At 49.7% G+C, this 20,241-nt stretch carries 25 protein-coding genes; 10 read left to right on the top strand and 15 right to left on the bottom strand.

All coding sequences use genetic code 11. The features are described 5' to 3' along the window. Window positions 1-347: 347 nt before the first annotated feature. From tet(W) to BED41_RS05765, 6 genes are all read right to left on the bottom strand, one after another. Window positions 348-2,267 (bottom strand): tetracycline resistance ribosomal protection protein Tet(W), encoded by a 1,920-nt coding sequence (gene tet(W), locus BED41_RS05790; protein ID WP_066743970.1) that lies wholly within the window; start codon window positions 2,265-2,267, stop codon window positions 348-350. A 508-nt stretch (window positions 2,268-2,775) separates the two neighbouring features. Beyond that, window positions 2,776-4,119: a plasmid recombination protein gene (locus tag BED41_RS05785; RefSeq protein WP_036376036.1), complete on the bottom strand. Its 1,344-nt coding sequence runs from the start codon at window positions 4,117-4,119 to the stop codon at window positions 2,776-2,778. Window positions 4,120-4,439: 320 nt separating this feature from the next. Further along, entirely contained in the window at window positions 4,440-5,594 is a 1,155-nt protein-coding gene (locus BED41_RS05780) for a helicase RepA family protein (protein ID WP_031583915.1), read from the bottom strand. A gap of 7 nt (window positions 5,595-5,601) precedes the next feature. Next, the gene (locus tag BED41_RS05775; RefSeq protein WP_019541684.1) at window positions 5,602-5,922 is read right to left on the bottom strand and encodes a plasmid mobilization protein; all 321 of its coding nucleotides are present in this window, start codon (window positions 5,920-5,922) and stop codon (window positions 5,602-5,604) included. After that, entirely contained in the window at window positions 5,922-6,998 is a 1,077-nt protein-coding gene (locus tag BED41_RS05770) for a site-specific integrase (RefSeq protein WP_019541685.1), read from the bottom strand. The genes BED41_RS05775 and BED41_RS05770 overlap by 1 nt, the downstream gene beginning before the upstream one ends. Next, window positions 6,999-7,187, bottom strand: a complete 189-nt coding sequence (locus tag BED41_RS05765; protein ID WP_016412724.1) for a helix-turn-helix transcriptional regulator — start codon at window positions 7,185-7,187, stop codon at window positions 6,999-7,001. It lies immediately after the preceding gene. Between the two features lie 189 nt (window positions 7,188-7,376). On the opposite strand from BED41_RS05765, the gene BED41_RS05760 reads away from it, so the two are divergent. After that, window positions 7,377-7,910: a helix-turn-helix domain-containing protein gene (locus tag BED41_RS05760; protein ID WP_019541686.1), complete on the top strand. Its 534-nt coding sequence runs from the start codon at window positions 7,377-7,379 to the stop codon at window positions 7,908-7,910. A 210-nt stretch (window positions 7,911-8,120) separates the two neighbouring features. Here the strand turns inward: BED41_RS05760 and guaA are convergent, their stop codons facing one another. After that, window positions 8,121-9,659 (bottom strand): glutamine-hydrolyzing GMP synthase, encoded by a 1,539-nt coding sequence (guaA, locus tag BED41_RS05755; protein ID WP_066743968.1) that lies wholly within the window; start codon window positions 9,657-9,659, stop codon window positions 8,121-8,123. A gap of 248 nt (window positions 9,660-9,907) precedes the next feature. Between guaA and BED41_RS05750 the strand changes: the two genes are divergently transcribed. Then, window positions 9,908-10,129 (top strand): Ada metal-binding domain-containing protein, encoded by a 222-nt coding sequence (locus BED41_RS05750; protein ID WP_066743966.1) that lies wholly within the window; start codon window positions 9,908-9,910, stop codon window positions 10,127-10,129. Window positions 10,130-10,466: 337 nt separating this feature from the next. Here BED41_RS05750 and BED41_RS05745 read toward each other — a convergent pair whose 3' ends face one another. The 4 genes from BED41_RS05745 to BED41_RS05730 form a co-directional block, all read right to left on the bottom strand. After that, complete coding sequence (locus BED41_RS05745) at window positions 10,467-10,679, bottom strand: hypothetical protein (protein WP_066743964.1); 213 nt, start codon at window positions 10,677-10,679, stop codon at window positions 10,467-10,469. Window positions 10,680-10,740: 61 nt separating this feature from the next. Further along, window positions 10,741-11,325 carry a hypothetical protein gene (locus BED41_RS05740; RefSeq protein WP_066743962.1) on the bottom strand — a complete coding sequence of 195 codons (585 nt, stop codon included), beginning with the start codon at window positions 11,323-11,325 and terminating at the stop codon, window positions 10,741-10,743. Then, window positions 11,292-12,101, bottom strand: a complete 810-nt coding sequence (locus tag BED41_RS05735; protein WP_066743960.1) for a DEAD/DEAH box helicase family protein — start codon at window positions 12,099-12,101, stop codon at window positions 11,292-11,294. Before BED41_RS05735 ends, BED41_RS05740 begins: the two co-directional genes overlap by 34 nt. After that, window positions 12,094-12,723 carry a terminase small subunit gene (locus BED41_RS05730; RefSeq protein ID WP_066743959.1) on the bottom strand — a complete coding sequence of 210 codons (630 nt, stop codon included), beginning with the start codon at window positions 12,721-12,723 and terminating at the stop codon, window positions 12,094-12,096. Before BED41_RS05730 ends, BED41_RS05735 begins: the two co-directional genes overlap by 8 nt. A gap of 97 nt (window positions 12,724-12,820) precedes the next feature. Between BED41_RS05730 and BED41_RS05725 the strand changes: the two genes are divergently transcribed. Further along, window positions 12,821-13,105, top strand: a complete 285-nt coding sequence (locus tag BED41_RS05725) for a type II toxin-antitoxin system RelB/DinJ family antitoxin (RefSeq protein WP_066743954.1) — start codon at window positions 12,821-12,823, stop codon at window positions 13,103-13,105. Next, on the top strand, window positions 13,098-13,382 hold the full coding sequence (locus tag BED41_RS05720) for a type II toxin-antitoxin system YafQ family toxin (protein WP_066743951.1): 285 nt from the start codon (window positions 13,098-13,100) through the stop codon (window positions 13,380-13,382). The genes BED41_RS05725 and BED41_RS05720 overlap by 8 nt, the downstream gene beginning before the upstream one ends. A 222-nt stretch (window positions 13,383-13,604) precedes the next feature. Here the strand turns inward: BED41_RS05720 and BED41_RS05715 are convergent, their stop codons facing one another. The 4 genes from BED41_RS05715 to BED41_RS05700 form a co-directional block, all read right to left on the bottom strand. Continuing rightward, complete coding sequence (locus tag BED41_RS05715; RefSeq protein ID WP_168160235.1) at window positions 13,605-14,084, bottom strand: sigma factor-like helix-turn-helix DNA-binding protein; 480 nt, start codon at window positions 14,082-14,084, stop codon at window positions 13,605-13,607. After that, window positions 14,068-14,322 carry a hypothetical protein gene (locus tag BED41_RS05710; protein WP_157102274.1) on the bottom strand — a complete coding sequence of 85 codons (255 nt, stop codon included), beginning with the start codon at window positions 14,320-14,322 and terminating at the stop codon, window positions 14,068-14,070. Before BED41_RS05710 ends, BED41_RS05715 begins: the two co-directional genes overlap by 17 nt. A 161-nt stretch (window positions 14,323-14,483) precedes the next feature. Next, complete coding sequence (locus BED41_RS05705) at window positions 14,484-14,750, bottom strand: helix-turn-helix domain-containing protein (RefSeq protein ID WP_066743945.1); 267 nt, start codon at window positions 14,748-14,750, stop codon at window positions 14,484-14,486. A 6-nt stretch (window positions 14,751-14,756) separates the two neighbouring features. After that, window positions 14,757-14,939, bottom strand: a complete 183-nt coding sequence (locus BED41_RS05700) for a hypothetical protein (protein WP_066743943.1) — start codon at window positions 14,937-14,939, stop codon at window positions 14,757-14,759. Window positions 14,940-15,389: 450 nt separating this feature from the next. On the opposite strand from BED41_RS05700, the gene BED41_RS05690 reads away from it, so the two are divergent. From BED41_RS05690 to BED41_RS05670, 6 genes are all read left to right on the top strand, one after another. Further along, on the top strand, window positions 15,390-15,815 hold the full coding sequence (locus BED41_RS05690; protein WP_066743939.1) for a helix-turn-helix domain-containing protein: 426 nt from the start codon (window positions 15,390-15,392) through the stop codon (window positions 15,813-15,815). Between the two features lie 35 nt (window positions 15,816-15,850). Next, window positions 15,851-16,306 (top strand): hypothetical protein, encoded by a 456-nt coding sequence (locus BED41_RS16410; protein ID WP_157102273.1) that lies wholly within the window; start codon window positions 15,851-15,853, stop codon window positions 16,304-16,306. Window positions 16,307-16,404: 98 nt separating this feature from the next. Then, on the top strand, window positions 16,405-16,743 hold the full coding sequence (locus BED41_RS05685) for a hypothetical protein (protein WP_066743937.1): 339 nt from the start codon (window positions 16,405-16,407) through the stop codon (window positions 16,741-16,743). Between the two features lie 38 nt (window positions 16,744-16,781). Further along, window positions 16,782-17,570 (top strand): hypothetical protein, encoded by a 789-nt coding sequence (locus tag BED41_RS05680; protein ID WP_066743935.1) that lies wholly within the window; start codon window positions 16,782-16,784, stop codon window positions 17,568-17,570. A gap of 170 nt (window positions 17,571-17,740) precedes the next feature. After that, the gene (locus tag BED41_RS05675) at window positions 17,741-18,061 is read left to right on the top strand and encodes a hypothetical protein (RefSeq protein ID WP_066743933.1); all 321 of its coding nucleotides are present in this window, start codon (window positions 17,741-17,743) and stop codon (window positions 18,059-18,061) included. 357 nt (window positions 18,062-18,418) lie between these two features. Continuing rightward, a complete protein-coding gene (locus BED41_RS05670; protein WP_066742107.1) occupies window positions 18,419-19,660 on the top strand; it encodes an IS256 family transposase in 1,242 nt (413 codons plus the stop codon). The last annotated feature ends 581 nt before the right edge of the window (window positions 19,661-20,241 follow it).

The following is a 20,241-nucleotide window of genomic DNA, read 5'->3' as shown; positions in this document are numbered from 1 at the left end:
GACACGCCGTCGGTCTAATTGCAAGAAAGATAAAGAGGCGAAACAATGCGGCAGCAATAAAAAACGGCCTCCCTGTTTGCGGAAGGCCGTATCTTTGTTGTGTATGGTGTTATTCCCACTCGTTGTTGGGCATCATATTTAACGGATTTTGCTTCATAAATTTGATACCTCATTTTTTTGATTATTTGATGTGTCCATATTATCCAGCCCTATACGATGGGCTGTTATCAAATTGTTATCGGTGGTGATAACGGGGGGTAGCAGGGTTGTTGTTTTCTCTGGTGGTTTACAACTACATTTTACCACGAAAGGCAGGGAAATGCAATAACCATCCTTGCTGTGGCGTATCAAGGAATCTTACTGAACATATGGCGCACCTTATCCAAACGGTTGTTTGGACGGCGGGGCTGGATGACCGGCTGGCCGACAGCGGCCTGATACCCTTTTAGCTCTGTAAGGCATACGCTCTGCCCGTTGGTGTAAAAGGCCAGATCAGTACGGTATGCCTGTATACAGCGGGCGGGAATCTCGCCAGTAAAGACAACTTCATCCTTTTTTACCTGGGCCGTTTCGATGGTGGCACAGTATTTCGGTGCATCATGATAAGCCCTGGAAAGGTATTCCTGGGGCGCATAGAGGGTGAAGGAGAGATAAGGTTCCAGCAGCTGCGTCCCCGATTCCTTCAATGCCTGTTCCAATACAATCGGGGCCAATGAGCGGAAGTCCGCCGGCGTGCTGACTGGACTGTAATAAAGCCCGTATTCAAAGCAAATCTTACAGTCCGTTACGTTCCAGCCGAACAAGCCCTGCTCCAGCCCGTAACGGATACCATCCCTGACAGCGTTTTGAAAACTCTGGTTCAAGTATCCCAGCGAAACCCGGCTCTCGTATTGTACGCCGGAGCCAAGCGGGAGTGGTGTAACAGACAGTCCGATAGATGCCCAAAACGGGTTGGGCGGCACCTCGATATGGATGGTGTGGCTGGCTGCTTTGAGCGGCCGCTCCATATAAATGACGGTGGGTTCCTTTACCACTGTTTCAATCTTGTATTTTTCCGACAGCAAAGCGGAAACGACCTCCAACTGCACCCGTCCCAAAAAAGAAAGAATGATCTCATGGGTGATGGAATCCACTTCGCAGCGCAAAAGCGGGTCAGTATCCGCAAGTTGCGTAAGAGCGTCCAGCAGCCGTTCTCTTTGCGCTGCCGTTTTCGGCGCAATCGTCGTCCGCAGCATGGGGAGGGGGGCCTCGCGCCACCTTTTACGAGGGAGCCGGGTTTGATCCCCTAATACATCGTTTAACCTCACGCTGTCGCTGGGAAGGATAACAATTTCGCCCGGATAAGCGGTGTCTGTCCGAACAATTTCCCCTTTGGATGGAATACGCATCTCTGTGATTTTCAGCTTTTCTCTCCCGGCCAGGGCCACCGTATCCCGCAGGCGCAGCGTTCCGCTGTATAGCCGCAGATAGACACGCCGCTGGCCGCAATCGGTGTACTCAACCTTGAAAACGCTGCCGCATAGGGTGGCGCTCCCCTGTTCCCCAATCGGTTGGAACAGTCCTGTCACCGCATCCATCAACGGTTGAATGCCAAGGCCCTTTTTGGCGCTGCCATGATAGACCGGAAACAGGGAGGCTTCTTGAACCCGCCGCTGTTCCTCCCGCGCAAGTTTTTCCTGGCTGATTGGTTCTCCTGCGATATACTTTTCCAATAATGCATCGTTATTTTCGATGACCGCATCCCATGCTTCTATGTCGGTATTTTCCTCCAGAACTATTTCCGGGGACAGCGATACCGTCTGCTTGATGATAATATCGGCGGAGAGCTTATCCCGAACAGACTGATATACGCCCTCCAAATCAATGTCAACCTGGTCGATCTTGTTGATAAAGATAATGGTGGGGATGTTCAATTTCCGTAGGGCATGGAACAGAACTCGGGTCTGGGCCTGCACGCCATCTTTAGCGGAGAGCACCAAGATGGCCCCGTCCAAAACGGCCAGAGAGCGGTATACCTCTGCCAAGAAATCCATGTGGCCGGGAGTATCCACAATGTTGACTTTACAACTGTGCCACTGGAAAGAAGTGACTGCCGTTTGAATGGTAATTCCACGCTGCCGCTCCAAAAACATAGTGTCCGTTCTCGTTGTCCCTTTTTCGACGCTCCCCGGCTCTGAAATGGTTCCGCTGGCATACAGCAGGCTTTCTGTCAGTGTCGTCTTGCCCGCATCTACATGGGCAAGAATCCCGATATTGATAATGTTCATGTCTATCCTCCATACAAGGCCCAAAAGGGCGCAAAAATCCCCAGCGGCAAATACTTTTACCGCTGGGGATCATGACTTCGGATACATAGAAACGCATTCAGCTAACATGAGCCGTTATCCGTCACGATATTTGATAAAAAGGCAAAAGCATTCTTAAATTGGGTACAAAAACCAAGCCCCTGCAAGGGGCAATTATTTTTGTGCCCATTATCAAATTTTATTTAAGAATACCTTGCCGCATGTTGAATAGACTCCTCAAATCAGGATGACAGCAGTATAGCATAGCACACTCTAAAATGCAAGAAGTTTTTACCCGCTGTCCCAAATAAATCAGGAGGGCATTCACCGGGACACCCTCCGATTTGGGGCCTCATGCGCAAATAATTTCTGTGTCCACGATTTCCGCCGCACACGCCCGAATATTGTTAGTCCCTCTGCAACTCATACCACAGACCGTTGCCCTCGTCAAAGATGTACTTTTCCATGAAATTACCTCCATTTTTTGTGATTATCGTGCGCCTACCCTTATTTTTGACCTTGCACCCCATTTCTGCTCCTTTTCGACCTGTTCCTGCTGGTAAGCTGCCTCCAGTATCCTGTCCGCCTGTTCCGGGCCAATGGCCCGTCTGACCCGCTCATAGTCCCTGACTTGCCCTTTCAAGCCGTCCCTCTCGGCACAAACCTCATAAATCCTGGCTGACAGGGAGCCGTTCTTACTGACCTCACGATCATAGGCGCTCTGCAACCGCTCAAACTTGCTCTTGAGGTCGAAGTAGGCCCGGTAGACGGAGCGCAGCACCTTGACGATCTTCTCCCAAAGGGGCTTGGCCTTTTTCTCCCGGTAGGACTTGGCCGATTCCAGCGGCCCCGCCTCCGGCAGCGTCCGCTCCGGGTCGTCGGAGAAGTCCGCCGCCAGTTTCTCCATGCCCTTGAGCAAGGGCGCTACATCGTCCAGCTTAGCCCTGGCCTGGGCCGCTTTCTTCTCAGCTGATGCTGCCTCCTTATTCTTTTTGTCGGCCTCAACCTGGGCCAGCGCCGACACCTCTTGAAGCTGTGCAAGCCGTTCCTGCTCACGCTCCGTCTTGAACTGCGTAACAGTCAAATGTTCTTCGGAACTACCACGTTCCCCACGCTCTACATCGTCATAGCCAGCGGAGCGCATATGCTCAAAGAAATCATCTTGCAGGACACTGTACGACTTTCGTAGAACGGGTTTGCCCTTAGCTGTGCGTAACGGCTCCCCGGTAGTTTCGTCCAGAATGGGCTTGGACGCCCACTTCTTGCTCATGCTCACCTGCATGATCGTTTCCTTGACCTTGCCCACCAGGGACTTGTCCTTGCACCGCTTTGTCCAGCGTATCTCCTTCTCCACTACCGGGATATAAACCACATGGAGGTGGTAGTGGTACACGTCCTCCCCCAGCGCCTCGGACATGGCCCGGTTGCGCTCGTCAGCGTGCATGACCGCCGACAAAATATACTGCTCTCCGCCCACGATTTTGATTGCGGCTTTATAGGCTTCGGTGTAAAATTGTTTTGCGAAGTCATACCCGCCGTGATTGTAGAAGTAAGCGGAGTTTACATCAAAGACCAACTCACCGTATCGAAAGGCATCCTCCTTGATGCCACGGGTGGAGATCACGCCGTCGGCCTCCATTTGAGCAAACATCTCCCGATACCCGGCAGACGGGGTTTTGAAATGGACATTGAGCGGCGTCCGCTCCAGTACAATGTCCTGATTGACATAGGAATCCTTCTCACGCTCGTTGTGCTGCTGGGTGTTACCGATCTTGGTTTCGGTCAGCCTCATATTTCTTGCGTTGGTACGGTCAATACCGTCGCCTCTCGCCATAGGCAAAAATCCTCCTGTTTCAGATGTTGGGTTGTTGAAAGAGGACGGGGGTTCGGGGGAGGCACTTCCTGCAGGAAGTGTAATAACCTACTATGACACTTTCATCCCTTCGGTCTGCAAAGTGTCGTGGGCTCTCCGAGGGGGTGTGGGGGCTTTGCCCCCGGCAACTGCGGTTGCCTCCCCCAGCAGGGCCGCCCTTTGAAAAGGGCACCCTGCACCCCGCCTAAACTTTGCTGCTCCCCGTGACAGCCGTGACGACCGTGACGATGTTTCAGACACCGCCGCCACTCTCAAAAAAGCCGTCACAGCCGTCACGGTCGTCACGCCTGGGACGGTTCCAGCGTCAGGCTGATACTTCTCCCGGCGTGGCTCCTGCTGTTCTCATAGCGGATGTGGTAGTCTATCAGCAGCTTCCCGGCCCGGACGTTTAGCCGCATCGCCAGGGCGTTGGGCTTCATGTCGGTCTGGAGCGCCGCTACCAGCTCGGTGGCCGTACCACCCCAGGTCGGCTTCTCCGCCGTCACAAGGGCGGCTATGGCCTCCAGCACCGGGTCGGGCGGCTCTGTCCATGCCTCCGTTTCCGTACGCTCCAGCGTCCATATCAGCCGTTCCTTGTCCCTGGTAAGATAGAATCGCTGGTCTTGCTGGTCACGCCCGGCCACGTCCAGAACGGCGCTGCCGTCTGTCCGCTTCTCCTTTTGAAGAAGAAAGGCCCCGTCCGCCGCTCCCAGCAGACCGTTGGTGCCGGAGATCATATCGAATTTGTCATCTGCCTGTTGCTTTCGAGTGTGGTGTACCAGCAGGAGGCAGACGCCGCAATCATCGGCAAGGCGTTTCAGCTTACCCACCACCTCGTAATCGTTGGCGTAGCTGTACTTATCCCCACCAGCCTCCCGGATTTTCTGGAGGGTGTCAATGATAATCAGCTTGGTGTTCGGGTGTTCCCGGACGAACTTCTTTAGCTGTTCCTCCAGGCCAACGCCAAGCTGTTTGGCGTAGACCGCAAAGAGCAGATTGTCGGTGCCCTCTGTGCCGAACATTCGGTATAGCCGCCCCTGCAAGCGGCGGTGGTCGTCCTCCAACGCCAGATAGAGGACAGTCCCCTTGTGGACAGGGTAGCCCCACAGGGGGAGGCCCATGCTGACATGGTAGGCAAGCTGGGCCATCAGGAACGACTTGCCCACCTTGGGCGCTCCCGCAAAGAGGTACGTCCCAGGGTAGAGCAGACCGTCTATTACGGGCGGTCTGCTCTGGTAGATGTTCTGGTAAAGGTCGTTCATGGAAACTGTGTGGAGGTAGGCTGGGTCGTTCATGCGCCGCATATCCCGGAGCATTTCCTCTAAATCTTTCTCTTGGGGGTTGTTTTCAGCCGTTTCCTCTGCTATACTTTGGGTAGTTGTTTGAGAATTGGGCTGTTCCCCGTCTGCGCCAACAGACGGAACCGGGACAGTCCTTTTCGTTTCTCTGGAATCCATCAATCTATCAATCCTCCTTCATGCCGCCCAGCGTCACTGAGATAAGGTCAATGGTGGCGAGAAGTTCATCCCCCACGTCGCCCCCGGCCTCAATGCGCCGCAGTTCCCCCAGGACGGCGGCGAGTTGGTCACGCAGGGCCTTGTAGACCCTGGGATTGCCCTGCACCACCACGGCCCGGTCTAAGAGCCGCCGGGTGATGTAGTCCTGCTTCGTCAGGCCAGAGAGCCGCACAGCGGCGTCAATCTGCTTGTTTTCCTCCGGGGATACCCGGAAGGCCACGGTCTTGTTCCTCCAGCGGTTGTGAGTGTCCAAATTCTTAGCTGACATTACGCTCCCATCCTTTCAAAGTCCAATTTGTCTGCCATTTCCGTCTGCTTGGACGGAAACAGGTGGGCATAGCGATAGGTGATCTCGATACTCTCATGCCCCACACGGTCAGCAATCGCCACAGCGGAGAAGCCCATGTCAATCAGAAGTGAGATGTGCGAATGCCGGAGGTCGTGGATTCTGATACGCTTGACCCCTGCCGACTTCGCCCCTCTGTCCATCTCATGGTGGAGATAGCTTTTCGTGATGGTGAAAATGCGCTCCTTCTTCTTGATACCGTAGAGCATCCCCAGGTAATCCTTCATCTCGTCACAGAGGAAGTTGGGCATTTTAATGGTGCGGTTGCTTTTCTTCGTCTTTGGCGTGGTAATGACGTCCTTGCCGTGGAGCCGCTGATAGGACTTGCTGATTTTCACCGTCCCGGCCTCAAAGTCAAAGTCTGCCGGGGTCAGGGCCAGCAGTTCCCCCTCCCGAATACCACACCAGTAGAGCATTTCAAAGGCGTAGTAGGAAACGGGCTTGTCCATCATGGCATCTGCAAACTTCTGGTACTCCGCTTTCGTCCAGAACAGCATTTCCTTCCGTTCCTCTGACCCCATGTTCCCAGCCTTGGCGGCGGGATTGGAGCGCAGCTCATAGAAGCGGACAGCGTGATTGAAGATGGCGCTAAGCTGGTTGTGCAGGGTTTTGAGGTAGGTAGCCGAGTAGGGCTTGCGCTTCTCGTCCCGGTAGGCCAGCAACTCGTTCTGCCATGCGATCACGTCCTTGGTGGTGATCTCGCTAATCTTCCGCTTGCCAAAGTAGGGCAGAATTTTCTTCTGGATGATGTTCTCCTTGGTCAGCCAGGTGTTCTCCTTGAGCCGGGGTTTCATATCCTTGGTGTAAAGCTCGGTAAAGGCTTCAAAGGTCATATCCAGGTCGCCGGAGGTCTGCATCTGGAAACTGCGCTCCCACTCCTGGGCCTCCCGTTTGGTGGCAAAGCCACGCTTGCACTTCTGTTTGCGCTCCCCCGTCCAGTCCTGATACCGCACCATGACGTACCATGTTCCTCTTGCTTCGTCCTTAAAGACTGGCATTTAGTTCCCTTCCTTTCTGGCCCCGTAGAGCCGTTCGTTGAAATACTGGCGGTTGACCCGCCCTGCGATGGTGATGAAGCCCTTGTCCTTCAATTCTTCGTTGAGCTGCCGGATGAGTTTATAGGCGTAGGGCTTCGATACACCCAGCTCGTCCGCAACTTCTTCCGCCCGGATGAATCTGTTCTCCATATGGATTCCTCCTTTCTTTTGATTTAACGCTATTTGCTTAACGTAGTCCTATTATACTAACTCTATTCCGTTATGTCAAGACCTTCCAACGAGAAAATATAAACAAATTTATTTATTTTTCTCTTGACTGGTCTAAACATATCTGTTATACTTCAAGTGTCCCCATTACATAGATTGGAGTTGGCAGTTATGGCGATTGGTGAACGTATTCGTTTCTTCCGCAACATGAAGGGCATCACACAGAAGTATCTTGGCATGGTGGTGGGTTTCCCGGAACGCTCCGCCGATGTGCGTATGGCACAGTATGAAACCGGGAGCCGCACCCCCAAGGCCGACCTGACAAAGACCCTGGCTGACTTCTTTGATATTTCCCCTGATGCCCTGACCGTCCCTGACATAGATACCGACATCGGCCTGATGCACACCCTCTTTGCTTTGGAGGATATTCGGGGGCTGACTATTGGGGAGATTGACGGCGAGGTTTGTCTGCGTCTGGACAAATCCAAAGGCAAGACCTATGCCAATATGCTTGATATGCTGTCCGCCTGGGCGGAGCAGGCCAAGAAGCTGGAGGCCGGGGAGATCACCAGGGAGGACTATGACCGCTGGCGGTACAACTACCCCAAGTACGACACCACCCTGCGGTGGGCAAAAGTTCCCTCACAGGAATTGAGTGATTTCCTGGTGGATGCACTCAAAGATAGCCCCGATACTGATGAATAGACAGCAAAAGCCCTTACCGACGTTGCCATCGGTAAGGGCTTTCTAATATGGTTGTCCTCACTTATAAGCCGCAAAAGAACATTCTTTACCCGCAATCCACTGGGGATACAGAATGATACGGCCTATGGGGAGCGTTATCAAATCGTTATCAAAAGAGAGATATAAAACCGCAAAATCGTTGTGCCGCAACGGGTTCGGAGTTTCAAAAACTCACTCCCACTCAATAGTTGCCGGAGGCTTGGAGGTTACGTCAAGCACCACGCGGTTGACCTGCGGGACTTCGTTGCAGATGCGGCGCGAGACTGTGTCGAGCAGTTCGTAGGGCAGATGCACCCACTCCGCCGTCATAGCGTCCAGCGAGGAGACGGCGCGCAGCGCGATCGTTTCGCCGTAGGTGCGCACGTCGCCGACCACGCCGACGCTGCGCACCGGCAGCAGAGCGCAGAAGGCCTGCCAGATGGAATCATATAGCCCCGCTTTGCGGGTCTCTTCAATAAATATCGCGTCCGCCTCACGCAGAATGTCGAGACGCTCTTTTTTAAGCTCTCCAAGGCAGCGCACGGCCAGTCCCGGTCCGGGGAAGGGGTGGCGTCCAAGGAAATGCGGCGCAATGCCGAGCACCTTGCCGACGCGGCGCACTTCGTCCTTAAAGAGGTCGCGCAGCGGCTCAAGCAGTCCCATCTTCATATCGTCGGGCAGGCCTCCGACATTGTGGTGGCTCTTGATAACGCCGCCGCCGCCGTGCCCGCTCTCTACGACGTCGGGGTAGATCGTCCCCTGCAGCAGCCAGTCGGAGCCGCCGAGGCGGCGCGCCTCTTCTTCAAATACGCGGATGAAGAGTTCGCCGATGATCTTACGCTTGCGCTCCGGCTCCGTCACTCCGGCGAGGGCGGTCAGGAAGCGCTCGCTGGCGTCCACGAAATGCACATTGAGGTTCAGCGAGCGGTATGTCTCCATGACCTGCCGCCCCTCATCTTTACGGAGCATCCCGTGGTCGACAAAGATACAGTGGAGCTGGCTGCCGACGGCGCGCTGCGTGATCACCGCCGAGACGGTCGAATCGACGCCGCCGGAGAGGCCGCAGATGACCTTTCCGCCGCCGACCTTCGCACGTATTTTTTCTATTTCATGGTCTATCCATTCATTGCCAAGCGTCCAGTCTGCAGTGCAGCCGCAGATATCAAAGAGAAACGCGGAGAGGATCTCCTGTCCCTTAGGCGTATGCGCCACCTCCGGATGGAACTGCAGTGCCGTCACGCGGCCGTCAGGCGATTCAAAGCCCGCCATCGCGCCGCTCTCGCTGCGCGCCGTGACCTTGAAACCATCTGGGAGTCTCTTTACCTCATCCCAATGGCTCATCCAGACCGTCAGTTTTTTATCGCCGCCGCAGCGTGTAAAGAGGCGTCCCTCATCAACTTCTACCGCCGCGCGCCCATATTCCGCTGAGCTGCCGCGCTCGACTGCGCCGCCGAACTGATGCGCCAGCAGCTGCATGCCGTAGCATATCCCCAGCACGGGGACGCCGGCGTTAAGGATTTCCATCGGGACGGCGGGCGCGTCGCCGTCAAGTACGCTGCGCGGGCCGCCGGAAATTATAATTCCTGTCGGATTTGATTCTCTGAGCTTCTCTATCGGTGAATCCCAGAAAAGTATCTCGCTGTAAACACCCAGCTCGCGTACGCGTCTGGCTATCAGCTGTGTATATTGTGAACCGCAGTCAATAATAAGTATCTTATTCTCTCTTTTCATAGCAGGGGCTTCGCCCCGTCACCTCCGGCCGTCGTTAAAGTGCACGTTTAAGTATGACATAAAATTTCACGAAATACTAGATACAAGGGTGACAATTTCACAGATCAAAGGAAAAATACTCGGATATTTTTATTGCCGGCATTCCCAAAGAAAATATCTCGCCGCGCTTTATTATGCTATAGTTGGTATATTGGCAGAGCACAACAAGAATATTCCGTACCTTCAACTGTAGAGAGGGAGGCAAAAAAATGAAAAGGCTGACCACAGCCATCGTCATACTGGCGATACTTATGACGGCAGCCCTATGCGCCGCCGGAGAAAAGTATGTCGCCTCGCGTCATAATAAGCCCTTTCATACGCTTAGCTGCCGCTGGGCAAAGAAGATATCCCCGGAGAACGCCGTCTATTACAGCACAAGAGACGAGGCGATAAACGACGGTCACCGGCCCTGCAAGGTATGCAGGCCGTAGCTCTGTAGATAGTCCAGCAGGTAAGATTATTAAAGTAAAAATCACAGTCTGATCAGCGTTACACAATGTTTGAGAAGTCATAAAAACGAAACAAGCCCCCTTGCGGGGGCTTGATAATAATGTCTGGTGGAGACGCTAACTTCGCAAATTTTTAAAATATACAGATATACAAATAGCAAATTAAGTATACATTAACTGTTATAGTACTTTTTATAGTTATCTTTTAACATTCAAAACCTAAATAGGGAATAAGTAATTTGTGGTGAGTATAAGATTCCGCTGCCGTTCCTTCTTGAGCCCCTCCAGCCTGGCCTTAATGCGCCTGATATCCGGCATCTCAGCCACCTAAGAGCGTCTTCTTCTGCCCCGGGGCCGTTCCCAGAGAAGAATCCCCCGTAAGCAGAGTGTCGCTTCGCGAGAGACCGGCAGCCCTTTTCTTTCTAGTCGTATCCCTGGCGCCGGTATTAGCCTCGCCGACGCTCTTAGAGGGCTCCTCGACCTGCGGCGGCAGAGGCGCGGGATCTGGAACCTTTGGTGAACTTGTACACATCTTTTCTCCTCCCTTCTATAAAAACTCCTTTAAACTGACAGACAACGCCGCTCACGTCATCTCACCGCCTCCTGTCCAGAGCTCTATACCTTCGGCTCTTCATATCCGTCGGCTTCCATGCGCTCCGCAAATTCTGAATACCGGGACCTGCCGCGTTCATCCTCTTCGCCTGAACCTCCGCGCCGAAAGTAACCGCCAGCGCGTCGGCAAGATCCGGACTGGCAAGTCCGCGCTTCGCCATATCCTGCTTGCGTTCGAGCTGAATCTTGTGGCTGCCGTGTGTGTACTGAAACTCCGGCCCCACAAGGTCGTCTCGCAGATCGGAATCATCCGGTATCGCTCCGCCAGAGCGAAACCACTCGCGCATCTTATACCAGACCTCCGTACGCCTGTTGACGCAGTTGGGAAGAAGGGATCTCTCGCCGGCGTAAAAGGCGATGGGAGAGCGGTTCATCAGGCGGAGAGAACTCATAACCGCCTCGCCGACGCCAGTCGCGTCCACGATGAGCGCGTCGGCCTTGTATTCGTCATAGAGCCTGGCCGCGTGAGCCGCCAGCGTCTCTGGGGTGTTGCCGCGCACCTGATAGAGAATATTGCTGTAAAGCCCCTGCCTCAGAAAAATAACCGAACGGTCGCCGCCAAACATCGCCCCATCGCCGCCTCTACGACGTCGCCGGGCATAAACTGCGAGACAGAGGCGTGCGGAAACTCCCCCAGCACGCGCACGCGGTACATATCGCTGTCCTCCCCGTACTCCTCGGCAATCTGCTTCACATATTCAGCATCCACGTTGGGACTGTTGACACACGAAAAAACAAACCGCGACCATAAGTCTCGGTTCTTGTGATGCGAATTATAAAAATATCCAGTCAGACGTGTAGGATTCGCCGCCATTAAGATACGTGCCCCAGGCGTCGAAAGAGAACCTCTTGCAGTCTCAAAAACCTGCTCCGGAATGCCGGACGCTTCATCTATGAGGAAAATTAAATTCTTCGCGTGAAACCCCTGCAAAGCTTCCGGCGTTTCCTTCCTTCCGGTGCGTGCCGCCACAAACCCCGGCGAATTCTCCATAATAATCTTATCTGCTTTAAACTTAATAGAGCTCTTCCACGGCTCAAGCATACTCCCGTGCCATTTCTTGATTTCCGCCCACAAAACATCCGACAGTTGGTGCGCCGTAGGAGCTGTAACCGGAACCTTAACATCTAAAAAACAGCAAAGCGCCCACAAAGCAGTCCAGGCAAACAGCGTACTCTTTCCAGTTCCGTGCCCGGAACGAATCGTAATCTTAGCGCCCGGGCTTGCAAGCGTATCAAGCACCGCCCGCTGCTGCTCCGTAGGCGTTGCGCCAAGACACTCGATCACAAAATCGCGAGGAGAATCACGCCAGCGCTCCACCAGTTCTACAAGACCGTTATCCATTGGCGCTCGCCCCCGCCTTGCGGGCCTCCACCTGCTGTAAAATCACCGCCGGAGAGACATTCACGTTTACCTCCGTATCCGGCTGTTTGAGCCCCGATATCTCCGCCAACAGACGCGCGGCGGCAATGGGGTCGTGCATCTCCACCTCAAGACCGCCGTCGGAATGCTCCGTCGGCTGAATCGCCTTGAACTTCTTGATCGCGCCGTCCGCCTCATCGGTCAGCCCCGTCGTCGGCACAAAAAGCAGCTCGCCGAAATCAAGTATCTGCTGGCCGCCGTTCTTCTCAGCAAGCTCTTTTAATATCTCACCGCGGTGAGGATCGTCCCTGCTGGGTGAAATATGCACGATATCCGTCAGGCTCGTGCTCACGATCCCCATCATTCGCCGCATTATCGCCTCACGCACCCGCTCCTTATCAAAGCCGGAGGCTTCGAGTGCTTCACGTCTTAAATCCTTGATACGACTGATAATATTAAGCTTCCTTAAGTTCTGGCTGGCAATAACAGCGGTAGAACTTCTATTCTCAGTATACCCGGCGCGGACGACTGCCTCAGTCCCGTTGCCACGGCATTCACCGACATAAAACTGACAAAAACGCTCCTGCATCTCGCTAAGCGCCATCCGTACCGCCTCCTTTCTGGTTTCATAAAATACGTTACACATTTGCTCCTGTTTGAGATACAATATAGACACATAAAAAAACAAAGGGGGAATCATAATGGCCACCAAGACCGCCATGCTGCACATAAGGATAGAACCGGAGATAAAAGAAGAAGCCGATTACATCTTCGGGCAAATAGGCATCACGACCTCCGACGCCGTTAAAATATTCCTGCACAAAGCCATCTATTCATCCGGCTTTCCGTTTGAAGTGACCGCACCGACATACAACGCCGAGACCATCGCGGCCATGAAAGAGGCTAAACGCATCGCGCACGATCCGAACGTAAAAGGCTACACCGACATGGACGAGCTGATGAAAGACCTGTTGGCGGATGAGTAAATACACGGTCAAGTACACGTCCAGATTTAAAAAAGAGGCGAAGCGCGCCGAAAAACAGGGCAAGAACATGGCGTTGCTGAAAACAACGGCTGCGCTTCTCTCCTCCGGCGAGCCCTTGCCGCCTAAATTCAAAGATCATGCCCTCACCGGCAACTGGGAAGGTTATCGAGAGTGCCATCTCTCGCCGGACTGGCTGCTCATCTATCTCATCGAAAACGACGTCCTTGTCCTCACCCTCACCCGTACCGGCAGCCACGCCGAGATATTCAACAAATAAAAGAAATAAAAACGCGCGAACAAAACAGGAGCCGCCTCCCTGACGAGAGAAGCGGCTCCTGTTTTTCGTTTACGGCAAAATCCATTATAGAAAAGTATAGCAGAAAATCCTGTCAAAAAATTGACAACAATTCTATATAATTCATCCGGCCAAAACTTTGACCAATACACATCGAACGACACTATACGGATGACCCGGCTTTCATTACACAGAGCATAAAGTTCATTTCAGCCTACCCACCCGCCAGTCCTCAAGCAGTCCCTGCACCTCCAAAACAGGCCGGTAAAGACGGCCGAGCGCACGGCTTGTCACCCGATAAACATTCCTCTCGCTGAACGTAAGTTCACGCGCGACGGCCGCAACGTCGAGCTTCCGCCAATAACGCAGGGCCAAAACACTGCGCTCCTCCGCCGAAAGCCTGCTGAAAGGCCCGTAAATGCCATCCAAAAGAGCCTTAAGATCTCGCATAAGCCGTGCGCCAACACGGCCTCGGGAAACAGCCTCTAAACAAACTATTTCCTCCAAAGCGTCGGCCACATCACGCAGCCCCAGCGAGTCGAACAGCCGTACCGCTTGGAATATTGCTTTAGTACGCGCATAATCCTCGTCCATCTCCTCATTTAGATCCAGCAAACGGTCACGTGCCCGGTCCGCCGCCGCTATCTGCTCCGTCGTCAACATGCACTTATCTGATACCAACACATCTGCCATCTCCTTTCTCCGTCGTTCCGGCCTCCGACGTATTCTTTACCTCCGGAGCGAACGACCTCAGCGCCGCGATCGCGCCGGCCTTCAGATCGTCAAACAGCTTCGCAATATCCTCCGCCGTCGCCCCTAGAACCGTCCGCCCGCAGACCTCCACGCGCGGCTCACCACCCACGATCGCCAACTCCACCCGCATCTCACTTTGCATCGCCGCTGCCATATTTCCGCAATTCATAACCTCCACTCCTTCCCGCCGGATCACCAGCTCCAGCCTTATAACATTCTCCCGCCCGTCATCCCGCAATGCCTCTATGCGGGATCCATGGACAGAGAGCCAATTTGCCGGTTCCGCAAATTGTGCGAATCGGCCAGTTTGTTCATCAGCGTCTCTTGCCCCTACGCCACCGCCGCCATCCCGGACTCCCGCGTTCTCGACCTCGCCACCTTCCGGGTGGTGGGAGGGTTTGCCTCCTCCACAATAAAATCCTTCGCCGTGCCGCCAAACACCGCCGCAATAGCCTCCAGATATGGAATCGCCGGAATACGCTTGCCCTTCTCGATGAAAGAATAATGCGCCTGTGAAATCCCCGTCCGTTCCGCCATATCCATCTGAGTCAGCCCAGCCTCAAGCCTCAGCAACCTCATCAGCTTCGTGTCGATCATTTAAAATCACCTCCTCCGAATCTCTATATAACGTGTCTCTTTCTCAGCTTCAAAAATCTCTTCTACCTTGGAAGCGTGCGCATACAGCTCTCTTAAACAGGAGAAAATTAGTCTGAAACCAGGCGACAGATCGTTTTTAAGGCGGTCATCCAGATCTAGGATAGATGCCTGTAATTTCCATTTTGCCATGCAATCCACCTCCCGTAGAAACAATATGCATTCGTCAATCCTTAAAAAAATAAGACATTGCGACCCACCAGCAAATTGTCGCCACGCTGGAACAGGCAATAAAGCAGACGATATACGCAGCTATCCATGGGAAAGCACAATAGTTTATCAGCAACAGAAAACCGTAACGAAAAAAAACAACGCACATGCCGAACATTAAAAAAAGTACCAAAACACAGACCGATATAAAAAAGATAAAGAAGATAAAGAAGATAAAGAAGAAAAGCTCTTTTAACCGGCATTTTAGAATCATCGTGTTGACCTCCCTAAATATTCTATTTGAATATAAAAATTTCATTAGTTATAATTATAGCGTATAGGAATAATATGTCAAGTAATTATGAATAATTTATTCTGTTTTGTTGTTTGCATTTTTTATTATCAAATGGAATAATTAGAAAGGGTGAGAGAATGGCAATAAAAGATAGAATCAAGGATTTGAGGCAATCGTCGCATTTATCGCAGACTGAACTTTATAATATAACTGGAATAAGCCAGGCTCAAATTAGTAAATTTGAAAAGGGGTTGGTTGTACCTTCGCTTGAGGCCATTTTTGCGTTAGCAAAGGCGTTTAAAGTTAACCCTATAGAGATATTACGTGATGATTTAGAACTCTTAGAAGAAGAGGTCGAGACTTATAAGAATAAAATAATAATGAAAGATCCAATAAGCGAATCAAAGCAGTTGCTGGAGACACTTAATCAACTAAACGAAAACTTGAAGCAACTGGCACCTATCTTAACAACAGCTGAAACAACTGTGGTTTGCTCAATGTTAGATCTTTGCAAGGAAACATTGCAAGCTAAAAAAGATACAGAATCGGCCAAGACGGCGTAATCTACATAAATCCTAATAAGCGTTAGGAGTACAAGATGATTATTTTTTCTCTTATGGTGTTATGCACGATTTTCGGTATCACATGGGGAATTTTCACCGGAGATTGGAGACCATTATCAGTACCGGCCGTTTATGTTGCGTTTATGCTTACCCCTGTATATTTCTCACTGTATTCTAATTGGCTTTATGCCTTATTAACGCCCGTAACTTTATTTTTTATCGTAGCCTTTGTTCAACGTAATGGATTTTATACGGGAAGTTATATTACAGACCTATTGCTTAAGGGCATAGTTGGCCTTTGTTTTTATGGATTTATTGCGGAATCTTTTAATCTTTACATTAGCTGGAAAGATTATTGTGAGAATAATAGCGGAATATATTCATTATATAATTACAAAAATTTTACAGAATATTATAAGAAGGTTACGGTTTATAACTGGAGAGCTGTTGTCAAAAAAGGACGAAAAGATCTATTAGACGGCAACCCCTAATAAAAATGAGGATCGCTTATGTCCACAATAAATAAGCTAGACAAATATTCAGATAAAGGACAAAAAGCGAAGAGAAAAATAAAAGGTGGAGCGGCAGGATGACAGAGCAGAATAGCCAAGAAAACGACAAGAAGCCAATGTTTACGATTAACGAAGAAGGATACCTTATCTTCGATGAAGAAGTTATGAAAGAAATGATGAGAGAGTTACAGCAACCTATTAAAAAGGAAATTACAGAGCGGTATTCAAAAGTGATATTTAAGACAATAGCCGTCGTATTGTTACCTATAATCATGGCCGCTGTAATTTCTGGATGGGCGGCAGTTGCCTATTACAACAACAGCGTAAACACAAGCATCTCAGAGAAGCACTACCAAATGCAAGAACAGATCCACCAGCTAGAAAAACAAATCATAGTATTACAGCAAACTAAATAAGACCTGTAATAAAGTAAAAATACCAGGACGTGATTATTATGAAAGAACTATGGCGTGAGATAACCGAATGGTTTAAAAACTGTTGTAAAGACAGCCCTCGTGCTACCGTCTTGTGGATCGCAGCAGTGTTATTGATAGCCATATCTATAGCTATTGGAGTATCTGCGTGCGCGTGGCTGCCTTCATTCATATCAGCGATTGTAATTATTGCATACATCTATAGATTACAAATAATAGACTTTATGCAAAAGGCAAAGATAAACAGATTAAAGATTTTAAATTTACTTGAGATATCATTTAGTATGCAGGAAAGCAGCATACATAGCATCCATGATGATGCAAATGAGATTTTGAATTCATTAAATCTAGATTCTTTAAGTAAAGATAATCTCTCGATAATTGAAGAAAAGGCAAAAAATATAAAACGGAGAACCGAAGAAGTTCAGGAAAACATTAAAAAGTCAAAGGGGAAGATAGAAATGCCGCAAATAAAAGATATTTTAGCACACAATGAACTCATAGAGAAAGACCCCCTTGAAGTAGGATCCAATGCTAATGGTAAATACGTTAAGTTTAAGAACGGCCTTATGATAATAACAAAAGTCCTTGACGGAATTGGGGCTCAAGAATATACAAGTGAACAAATAAGAATTGTTTATCCTGCAATGTTTGCGGGGTCTCCATTATTTGCGCAGTTTATAGGAATTGAGCAACCTAAAATCATACATATGGGCGACGGGTATCTCACGATAGAACTTCAAAAACGCGTTACAACAACGGTTACACTTAACGTCATGGGAATGTGGAAATCACTTGATTTGGGCTAGGATGGACATTTAGTCACATCACCAATAACCCATGCTTCGCTTTATACAAAGCTACCTTCAGCCCAAGCAACTATGTCCTACATGGACAACACCTCTATACTTTTAGGCAAAAAAATGCCCCACATGAAGATCGTGGAGAGGAAAAACAATAAAAAGGGAGACCTGTCGATATGAAGAAACTGGCTGTAACTACCGCACTTATTTTAGTTATAATAACAGCTTCCGCATCCATGGGGTTCTTATACGGCAACCTTATAACATATCCATCATTTAGCATGGAACAACGCCGTCCCAGAAAACCCTTCTCCGATGATGAATTCTCCCTCTCAAACTACCAGCGCGAGGCGGAGGAATATGTCCGGCGAGGAAAAGAATACATCGAAAATTGCGATCAGGACATCCTCAGCATACAAAGAGAACGTGACGACGCCCTAGATGAAATAAATTCATTCATCCGGGAATACAACAACTTCGCAAAATATGGATATTGACCTGTTTTCGGTAACATTTCTGATCAGAAAAATGACCCACCTGAAGATCGTGGATAGAAGAGGCGAAGAAAACAAAAACCCCTTACCAAAGCAGCAGGCTTCAGAAGAACATGTACGTGACATGGGAAATGACAGCATCTTTTTTACATCCATATACTAAAATATCATACTAAGTCATCATTGACACAAAAGGAGTGTAAGCATGATAGCAATATTAACACAAATGAAAAACTTTATAGGAAGAATGGTGATATCGTATCCATTTACAAGAGCCTATGAAACAAACTCTGTAAATAAAGAAATCGCCCAAAAAGGCCTTCTGTGATAAATTAAAATTACTTACAGGAGGCCTTTAAAATGGCAAAAGATAAGAAGATTACTCACAAAGTTCAGATGACAGACGGGAAAAGAGATATCATCAGATACCTACTTCAGGAATACGATATCAAATCTGCAAAGGATATCCAGGATGCGCTGAAAGATCTTCTGGGGGGTACGATTAAAGAGATGATGGAGACTGAGATGGACGAACATCTCGGTTATAAGAAATCTCAGCGTTCAGAAGGCAGCGACTACCGCAACGGATACAAACAAAAGCATGTAAACTCAAGTTTTGGAGAGTTTTGCATAGACGTTCCTCAGGACAGGGAATCCAGCTTCGATCCTAAGATAGTAAGAAAGCGACAAAAAGATATTTCCGAGATAGACCAGAAAATAATATCTATGTACGCTAAAGGAATGACTACCCGTCAGATATCGGCAACGATACAGGATATTTACGGGTTCGACGTTTCAGAAGGCTTCATATCGGATGTGACTGACAAGATAATGCCGCAGATCGAAGAATGGCAGAACAGGGCACTCTCCGAAGTCTATCCCATTGTTTTTATAGATGCGATTCATTATTCTGTCAGGGAAGATAACGCTGTAAAGAAGCTCGCAGCCTATGTAATACTTGGAATCAACAGCAACGGTATAAAAGAAGTGCTTTGTCTGCAGGTGGGAGAAAATGAAAGCGCCAAATACTGGCTGACAGTCCTGAATTCCCTGAAGAACCGTGGTGTAAAGGATATCTTCATTCTCTGTGCAGACGGCCTTAGCGGAATGCGCGAAGCAGTAGAAAGTGCGTTCCCGCAGACTGAATACCAGCGCTGCCTTATACATCAGGTCAGGAGCACTATGAAATATGTGGTTGAAAAAGACCGCAAAGAATTTGCCGCAGACCTAAAAACAATATATCAAGCTCCCGACGAGTCCCATGCGCTGGAAGCGAGGGAGCATGTTGCTGAGAAGTGGGGATTAAAATATGCAAATGCAGTGAAGGGGTGGGAGCGCAACTGGGATACGATCTCTCCGATATTTAAATTTTCTTGCCAGGTAAGAAAGGTCATTTACACGACAAACGCGATAGAAAGCCTTAATTCCACCTATCGCAGGCTCAACAGCCAAAGAAGCGTATTCCCCAGCGCAGGCGCCCTTCTGAAAGCCTTATATCTTGCTACTTTTGAAGCAACCAAGAAATGGAGTATGCCAGTTAGGAACTGGCGCAGTATCCTTGGTGAACTAGCTGTAATGTATGAAGGACGGATGCCTGAATAGGCTAAGAATAATAAAAAGCGGCCAGTGTTTGTATTGACACTGGCCACTTAATAGGTTGATAATTTTGTTATACAGGGATCGTTATTAGCCCTAGTTGTATTGGATTTCTCACAGAAGGTCCATATTTACAGAGTTTTTTTCACACGCCCATTTACAACACTGGTATCTATCATTACAGTATTTTATTTTGCCAGGGCAATAGTCCCTCCGGCCTTCCATACACTTATCGTCTTCTTTTTCGTTATACTGTTGTTTTCATTTGCTACCTTTTTAAGATTTAATATAAACAAAGTAAGTTATAAAAACCAACTATGGAACATCTCTATCTCAACTTTTTCCTTCACCCTCGCTATATATTGGGGAATATATTATATAGTTGTATCTAATACTAGCGACTATCTGCTGATAGCAAACCTTCAGCCCCAAACACTATTTTTGCTCTCAACCACATTTACTATTGTGGCATTTTATTTTTCAGCGGCAACGTCAATAGTAAGTGCTGTCAGAGCAGAACAAAAAGAATCAGAATACGACGTCCAGGTGCAAAATCACAATGAAGGTACAACACAAAGTTTTACTAT

Origin of the sequence: Cloacibacillus porcorum, assembly GCF_001701045.1 — a bacterium.
Taxonomy (GTDB): domain Bacteria; phylum Synergistota; class Synergistia; order Synergistales; family Synergistaceae; genus Cloacibacillus; species Cloacibacillus porcorum.
Note: the sequence above shows the minus strand (reverse complement) of the source record. Positions and strands in the feature narration are given on the sequence as shown.